This is a genomic window from Streptomyces sp. NPDC018000, assembly GCF_044328025.1.
GTDB lineage: Bacteria > Actinomycetota > Actinomycetes > Streptomycetales > Streptomycetaceae > Streptomyces.
Map to the genome: position 1 here is coordinate 1 of NZ_JBIRGM010000048.1, position 7,499 is coordinate 7,499.

7 protein-coding genes and 1 pseudogene are annotated in these 7,499 nt (G+C 67.0%); 5 read left to right on the forward strand and 3 right to left on the reverse strand.

Annotation, left to right across the window (positions count from 1 at the left end; all coding sequences use genetic code 11):
- Positions 1 to 229: 229 nt before the first annotated feature.
- A complete protein-coding gene (locus tag ACH4EW_RS32195) occupies positions 230 to 1,861 on the forward strand; it encodes a hypothetical protein (RefSeq protein ID WP_398263069.1) in 1,632 nt (543 codons plus the stop codon).
- 49 nt (positions 1,862 to 1,910) lie between these two features.
- Here ACH4EW_RS32195 and ACH4EW_RS32200 read toward each other — a convergent pair whose 3' ends face one another.
- A complete protein-coding gene (locus tag ACH4EW_RS32200) occupies positions 1,911 to 2,429 on the reverse strand; it encodes a hypothetical protein (protein WP_398263071.1) in 519 nt (172 codons plus the stop codon).
- 785 nt (positions 2,430 to 3,214) lie between these two features.
- On the opposite strand from ACH4EW_RS32200, the gene ACH4EW_RS32205 reads away from it, so the two are divergent.
- Positions 3,215 to 3,823 (forward strand): hypothetical protein, encoded by a 609-nt coding sequence (locus ACH4EW_RS32205; protein ID WP_398263073.1) that lies wholly within the window; start codon positions 3,215 to 3,217, stop codon positions 3,821 to 3,823.
- A 128-nt stretch (positions 3,824 to 3,951) separates the two neighbouring features.
- Here the strand turns inward: ACH4EW_RS32205 and ACH4EW_RS32210 are convergent, their stop codons facing one another.
- On the reverse strand, positions 3,952 to 4,596 hold the full coding sequence (locus tag ACH4EW_RS32210; RefSeq protein WP_398263075.1) for a disulfide bond formation protein DsbA: 645 nt from the start codon (positions 4,594 to 4,596) through the stop codon (positions 3,952 to 3,954).
- Entirely contained in the window at positions 4,593 to 5,165 is a 573-nt protein-coding gene (locus tag ACH4EW_RS32215) for a TetR/AcrR family transcriptional regulator (protein WP_398263077.1), read from the reverse strand. Before ACH4EW_RS32215 ends, ACH4EW_RS32210 begins: the two co-directional genes overlap by 4 nt.
- 71 nt (positions 5,166 to 5,236) lie before the next feature.
- Between ACH4EW_RS32215 and ACH4EW_RS32220 the strand changes: the two genes are divergently transcribed.
- The 3 genes and pseudogenes from ACH4EW_RS32220 to ACH4EW_RS32230 form a co-directional block, all read left to right on the forward strand.
- Positions 5,237 to 6,274: an ATP-binding cassette domain-containing protein gene (locus ACH4EW_RS32220; RefSeq protein WP_398263079.1), complete on the forward strand. Its 1,038-nt coding sequence runs from the start codon at positions 5,237 to 5,239 to the stop codon at positions 6,272 to 6,274.
- Complete coding sequence (locus tag ACH4EW_RS32225) at positions 6,255 to 7,043, forward strand: ABC transporter permease (RefSeq protein WP_398263081.1); 789 nt, start codon at positions 6,255 to 6,257, stop codon at positions 7,041 to 7,043. Before ACH4EW_RS32220 ends, ACH4EW_RS32225 begins: the two co-directional genes overlap by 20 nt.
- An 11-nt stretch (positions 7,044 to 7,054) precedes the next feature.
- Positions 7,055 to 7,404, forward strand: a pseudogene (locus ACH4EW_RS32230) (helix-turn-helix domain-containing protein); the annotation flags it as partial.
- Positions 7,405 to 7,499 lie beyond the last annotated feature (95 nt).

A 7,499-nucleotide genomic window follows, 5' to 3' on the forward strand; every position in this document is an offset into this window, starting at 1 on the left:
GCTGCGCTCGAGCAGGGGAGGCCCCATCCTCGCCGCGTTGTCGGAACGCCCCAATACATCCAGTATTCGGGCGTCCCTCCGCCTTGCGATGCACCACATCTGACGCCGCGCGCTGATCCACCACGGATTACGGGACAGCCCTTAGGCCGTTTCCGGCGAATGCCGCCGCATTTGTCAGTGCAGGGCTGCACAATGCTGCGAAGTCATCCATCTGGAGCAAGGGAGCACCATGGACCGGCGCCTCATCCAGACTGCGGTTTTCGGGAGTCCGGACTCGGACGAGCCTGCTGTGTGCCCGGAGACCGTGGAGGAGCTGGAGGCTTTTCGGCGAACGCACGAGAACGACACCATCTGGTGCGGCACCAAGTTCGAGGGCGGCTGCGGGCGGCGGCTGACCACGCGGCTGTGCACCGACAAGATCTGTCATTTCGCGCATTACGCTTCCAACGGCTCGGGCGAGCGCTGTGGCCGGAAAGCGAAGGGCAAGGACAGTGCCAACCACTTGTTCGCCAAGGCTCACCTGGCGGCATGGCTGCACACGCAGGGCCTGACCGCCGAGTTCAGCTACCCCGAACCGCTGGGCTCCGCCGTCCTGATACATCTGGAGGATGGGCGGATCCTCCTGGTCCACCTCGACCGCAACCGACCCGTCAGCCGGGACGACAGCTCCTGGGAAGTCATCCTCGGGCCCGGCGTACGGATCGCCCCAGGCATCCTGGAACAGCGCGGCTACGTGCAGCGCATCCGCTTCGAGGGCCGGCCCGGCGGTGGCCGCGTCATGCGGCTGGGCACAGAACACCCGGGAGTGGGCACCACCTGGGACAGCCTGGAGGACGTCGAGCTGACGTCACGGGGCCTGAACACCTCGACCAGGCCCGACGCCGTCCGCGCGCCCATGGCCACGGGGCCGCGGCACAGCGAGTCCGAGGGGCGCTCAATCGTCAGTATCGCGCCTTCCCAGCCGCGGGCGGCGAACACCGTGCGTCAGGACGACCCGGTCAAACGCGCGCTGATGCATCTCGACCGCGCCATGCGTGATCAGCCGGACCGTTTGTACAGCGCGGTGAGAACCATCCAGCAGCTCCTGGAGGCAGAGCAGGTCCCGGAGAACATCGCCCGGCTGCGCCTGGCTCTCGGCCGCGGTCAGAAGCAGCTCGAAGAACGAGCCCGACAACGCCAGACCGTTCTGGCCCAGCTGCAGGAGCAGCCCACATTCCTCCTCCTCACCAAGGCCACCCAGCTGATGAGGGACCTCAACGTGACGGCCGAGGAGCGGGAGGCGGTGCGTGTCGCACGGGTCCGGTACAACCAGGAGCAGGCCGCGCTCCAGCGTGAGCTGGAGGAGCGGCGCACGGCGCGCCAGGCTCAGAGGGAAAAGGAATGGCGCGAGCAGACGGAGCAGCTGGCAGAGCAGCGTGAGCGCGACAAGGCCGCCCGACGGGACCGGGCGGAGCGGGCGTTGGCCATGCAGCGTGAACAAGAGGAGGCAGCGGAGCGCCAGGCACAGCAAAAACGCGCCGAGAAACTCGGCTACCTGGCGCCGTTCGTCATGGGGGCACTGAAGAAGGCGGCCCGTGAGAAGCGGGTCACCACCTGGCGCGAGATCGGAGACAAAACCGGGCAGCGTGAGCTGAGCCGCCTCACCCACCAGGACAAACTGACGCTGCTGGAGACAGCGGAGAACAAAACCCTCCCGGGCAGCCCCCTGTGGTCAGCTGTCCTGGCCGCCACCGGCAGCGATGACGCGCTGCGCCTGCACCGGGACCTGCTGCACCGCTTACAACGCCCCGCACCCGCCGACGACATCGACCTCCTCGCCCAGGTCACTTCGGAGTGCGCCCAGCTGCGCCGCCAGTGGTAAGAGCCTGAACGGCTTCAATGACTCCGGCCATGGGTTTTGGGGCGCGCGGTCATCCCCAGTTACGCAAGTCCCGTTTCAGTTCGTTGAACTGTGCGGCTCGGAGTGGGGCTTGGCTCGCGCTGGGTGCGCTGCCGAGTGTGAGGACGGGATCGGTGACCTGGTAGGTCACCCGGTAGGCCAGGACCTCCAGGGCGGTCTCCAGCCATTCCTCCGCGCGGCGTGGGGGTGCCATGGGACCGAGTGCGGTCGTGAACCACACGGGCAGCAGGTCGGTGCCGGTGAGCGCGTCGGAGAGCCGGCTGCGCAGGCGCACCCGCATCTGGGTGCGGGCACGTTGGCCGGTCTCGATGACAGCAGCGGACTTCGCACGCCGGGCGTTGTCCGCAGACTGCTCGGCCTGGGCACCCTGAGCGCTCTGCGCCAGTCGCCCGATCCGTTCCTGACCTTTCTGGGCCTCGGCGGCGGCCTCGGTGAACGCCTGCTCGGCCTTCTCGCGGCGCGGGTCGCCGGCCGCCGTGGAGGCCAGTACGGCTGCGGCATCGCGGACGGTGGAGCGGTGCCCGGCCAAGGCCTGCCTCCAGTTCCTGCCTCCGGGCCTCACGCTGCCGAGCGGAAGATCTGCCAGGCGCCGTGGGCGAGGAAGAAGCTGAGCAGTCCGGCCCCCGCCAGCGCCAGACGCGGGCTGAAGGACCAGCTCAGGTAGGCGATCAGAGCCAAGCAGGGGCAAGCAGGGCACAGGCAAGCAGGCTGAGTATCGCCTCGGCGACGGTTTCCCCAACCATCTCAATCAGGAACTCGCCGACGCGCTTCGCCGCCCTCCGGGCCCCCACGGCGTCCCTCCACCCTCACGTACGACCGCCCCCACGGGGCCCAGCATGAAGAGGACCCCTCCCAAGCGGAAACGGTTGCAGAGGTGCTCAGGGATGACCGGCTTCGGCACACAGCCACAACAGTGGCGCCCGCTGGGCAGGCTAGATATCCCGCGAAGCGAGGCAGTCAGTGACACCTACCGTGCTTCGCGCGCTGACGCTGACCGGTCGCGCGCTGATCTGGTGACAACCACCCTGCTTCGCGTGCTCGAAAGCGCAGCTCGATGGACCCCGATCGTGACGCCTAGCTTGCTTCGGCTCAGCTGTTGAGCCGAAGCAAGCTAGGCGTCACAAAAGCACGCTTGTTGTCACCAAGATCGACGGGCGGGCCCATCTGCGTTCCGTCCTCTTACTCGCGCAGGGATCGGTTGTCGGAGGCTGCGGATAGCGTGATCAGGTACGGCCGCGCCTTCCGCGCAGCCGTCTCGAAGTAGAGAGGACCGCGAACGTGGCGAGCGCGAGCAGCATCCTGCGGGCAGCGTGGGTGCCCGACAACGACCCCGAGCGGGATTGGGAGATCGCAGCCGATCTGGCCGTGGCGTGGGTTCGGCAAGAATGCGCTGAACAGGGCGCCGTCGGCGTGCTCGTGCTCAATGCCTTCGGCGTGGAACAGCAGATCCCGTCCCTGCGACGTTTCGCGGCGGAACACGCTGTCACCACACCGCGTGCCTCCCGCGACCGTGTCGGCCGCGGCAAGGGGCCCGTTCTGGCATACGTTCCGGACGAGAGAACCCTCGACTTCGCCGCGAGCCTGGCCCGTGGGTCCTCGCTGGCCATCGTGGAGAGCGTCCACGGCTTCCCGCTCGAAGGCTGGGCGCGCCAACTCGGCGCCATCGACCTCACCCGGCCCGATGAGCAGGCCGAGCAGCTCGATTCCGAGCTGGCCGAAGCAATCGACCGGCTGGACTTCTATAAGAACAACGGCTTCGGTGACCAGTTCGGCAAGCAGCAAGCCCAGCGCATCTTGCAGGACCTGCGCGGCGCAGGGCTGCTGGACCGGGACGTCGTCCTGGGAGCTCTGGCAGCCAAGGGCGCCTCCGATCGTGCGGTGCGGAACCTCGGCAAGCTGATAGACGCGCTGGACCGCCGCTGAGCCCCCGCAACGGCCCGACTCATCTGCCTCGCCAGCTGCGGCGCGTCTGGTGACAGCAAGCCTGCCTAGCTGTTGCGGGGCAGGACGTTGGTGACAGCGGCGTCGCGCGAACCGGTGAGTTGCCCTCGTCAGCCTTTGAGTTCGCGGAATGCCGGGATGGTGGTGATGAGGAGCAGGGCCTCCCAGAGTTTGACTGCTTCCTCGGGTGGGGGGACGGCCTGGATGACGGGACCGAAGTAGGTGTGCTGATCACCAGTGGGCATGGTGATGGTCAGGATCGGTGTGCCGATCTCTGCCTCGACTCGGTTTACGCCGGAACGGTGGGAAGCACGTAGGGCACGGTCGTAGGCGGTTGTGGTACCGGCCTCCGCCAGGGAAGTCGGCAGTCCGGCTCTTTGGAGTGCGTCGGCTGGGTCGTCGATCCATTCGCGCTCGACGCCGGTGGAAGTGGTCCAGAGCGCTTCGTAGAACATGCCGAGCGCGTTGTGTCCGTGCTCAGTCTGGACTGCGGCAGCGATTCGGGCGGGGATCCAGAGGTAGCCGTTGGGGTCGCCTTCGGGGTCGTCATCGCGATGCTCGTTGAGGATCGACAGGCTCATCGCTCGCCAGGTCACCTGGAGGGGGACGACCTCGGAGACGTGGGTGATCCAGCGGGCGGTGTTGCGGGTGAGTGGGCAGGCGGGGTCGAGCCAGAAGTCCACCGTCCAGCATGGTCCCGCGCCGGGTTCTGCAGCAGGTGCCGTCGCGGCCGTGGAGTCCGTCAGTTCGTTCATGCCTGGTCGCCGTCGTGGGTGGTGATGCCGCGCTCGAGGGTGCGGGTCACGGTCGCAGCGACATCGAACTTTGCCAAGGCGCCCTGGGTCACCTGTTCGAAGGCGGTGTAGGACAGGCCCCACAGGACCTGCTGGATCCACTCGGGGGCGAGCTGGTCGTCGAACACCCCGTCGGCCTGTCCCCGCCGGATGAGGTCGAGAACCGGATCGTGCGGGGTCGGCAGGTCGGGTTCGACGGTCGGGACCACCTCGCGCACCAGAGACTGGTCCCCGAAGACAAACATGATCGCCTCGCTCACCGACGCCAGAGCCGCGACGACCCGCCGCATCGCCTCAACCGGGTGGCCCTTGCTTGGTTCTGCCTCGGCGATCGCGCCAGCGACGCTCTCCAGCGCGTACTCCACCGCAGCCCGCACCAGCCCATCACGCTCAGGGAAGTACCGGTGCAACGTCGTACGCCCCACCTCCGCCGCCTGAGCGATCTGCGGCAACGTGGCCGCTCGGTCACCTGCCCAGGTGCGTGCCGCCGCGGCGACGATGGCGCGTTCAGTTCTGTTCTTCGCACTCACACCTTCATGGTACCAACACCCCCCCTAATGGAAGCTTGTAGTTCCACTACGGAGACTCTAGAGTCCAAAACATGAGTAGCGAGTTGATGATCCGGGCGGAGGGGCTCCGTCGCGCCTTCAAAGCCGGCAAGGAGGTGATCGAAGCGGTACGTGATGTGAGCTTCGATGTGGCGGCCGGCGAGCTGGTGGCACTGCTTGGGCCGAACGGCGCGGGCAAGTCGACCACGTTGCGGATGCTGACCACGCTGCTGCCGCCCACCTCCGGCAGCGTGCACATCGCGGGCCACGACGCCGCACGCGAACCCGGCCGAGTACGCGAGGCCATCGGCTACGTCGGCCAGAAGGGCGCCTCCGGTGAGAACCATCGGATCCGCGAGGAGCTCATCACCCAGGGCCGGTGCTACGGCCTGAGGACCCGGGATGCGGGTCGCCGAGCCGATGAGGTGCTGGGGGTCCTCGGCATCGGCCACCTGGCCAGTCGTGCTCCCGGCACGCTCTCGGGCGGTCAGCGCCGCCGAGTGGACATCGCCCTCGGCCTCATCCACAACCCCCGAGTGTTGTTCCTCGATGAGCCCTCCACCGGCCTGGATCCCCACAGCCGCGCCGCCCTCTGGGAACAAATACAGCTTCTGCGCCGCGAATACGGCATCACGATCCTGCTCACCACCCACTACCTCGACGAGGCCGACGACATGGCAGAGCGCATCGTGATCGTCGACCAAGGCGAAGTGATCGCCAACGGCACCTCGGACACCCTCAAAGCCGACCTCGCAGGCGACCGGATCCACCTCACTACAGGCAGCGCCGAGGACGCCCACTCAGCAGCAGGTCTCGTCAGACAGCTGGCAGGGGTCGCCGAGGTCGCCTTGGACGGTCAGGTGGTGAGCGTGCGGATCGCCGATGCCGACGCCGCACTCCCAGCCCTCCTGCGACGGCTGGACCACGAGTCCATCCCCGTCATCCGCGCCAGCGTGCACCGCCCATCGCTTGACGACGTCTTCCTCAATCTCACCGGCCGCCGACTCGAAGTCACCGGCGATGCCACCGACATCACCAAGCCCTCCACCAACGGGCAGATCGGAGCAACTCATGCCTTACCTGACACCTAAGGCCCTCCGGGACACCGCCACGGTCTTCTCCCGTGAGATCACCCCAGAACTGCGGTCCCCGATCAGCATCATCTTCGCCATGGGACAGCCTCTGCTCTTCCTCGTGCTGTTCGGCTCGATGCTGGTCGGCACCGACCCCAACTTGGGAATCGCTGCCGGTGCAGGTGACGGTGACGTCTGGCAGTGGTTCGTGCCCGGCATCCTGGTGATGATGTGCCTGATGGGGCCGCTCTCAGCCGGTCACGGCATGCTGGCCGAACTCAACGGCGGACAGATGGAACGCTTCCTCGCCACACCGATCAGTCGCACCGCGATCGTCCTCGGTCGCACCGGCAAAGACACCGTCACCCTGCTCGCCCAAGCCGCCCTCTTGACGATCATTGCGATCCCCCTGGGCATGGACCTCCACGTACCCGGCGCACTGGCAGCCATGGCCCTGCTGATCCTTCTGGCCACCGGACTCAGTGCGTTCTCCTACGCCCTCGCCATCGCCTCCCGGCCCAGCGGCAATCTGTTCTGGATCGTCACCCAGATGCTGATCTTCCCGATCATGCTGCTCTCCGGCATCCTGCTCCCCGTCGACGCCGGCCCCAGGTGGCTTTCTGCCATCGCCGCGATCAACCCCATCACCTACATCGTCGACGCCGCCCGCACCCTGTTCGCCGGCGACTTCCTCAACACCTCCGTAGCCGCTGGCATCACCGCAGCCGTGGCGATCGCCATCATCGGCATGACGCTTTCTACCCGCGCAATGAAGCGCGGACTGTGAGGACGCTCGGCATGGGACGCCGCAACGCGCCGCTGTCGATGGAAGGATGTCGACGCCTGGTTCGACGCTGCCAGACTCGCCCGATCGCTCACGTCGCGGAAGAGATGGGCATCTCCCAGGCTTGTGCGTCGAAGTGGGTCAACCGGTGGCGGCGTCACGGTGAGGCTGGCGATCCTCGACTCCTCACCGAAGCCCAAACGCGACACCTGCCTGGGCCATCCTGCAGATCGAGACCTGGCGGCTGTCGGCGTACTCGCGTATGTGGTCCGCTCAGCGGATCACCGACGAATTGACCGACGTTGGGTTCGTGATCAACCGGCGCACTGTCAGCCGGCATCTGACCCGACTCGGGCTCGGCAGATGGAGTTGCCCCGGTCTGACGGACAGCGATGGGCTTGCGAGCTATGCGGCTGCGTAAAGCACTCTATGTGGTCTTTTCGTGGCGTGACGACGTTC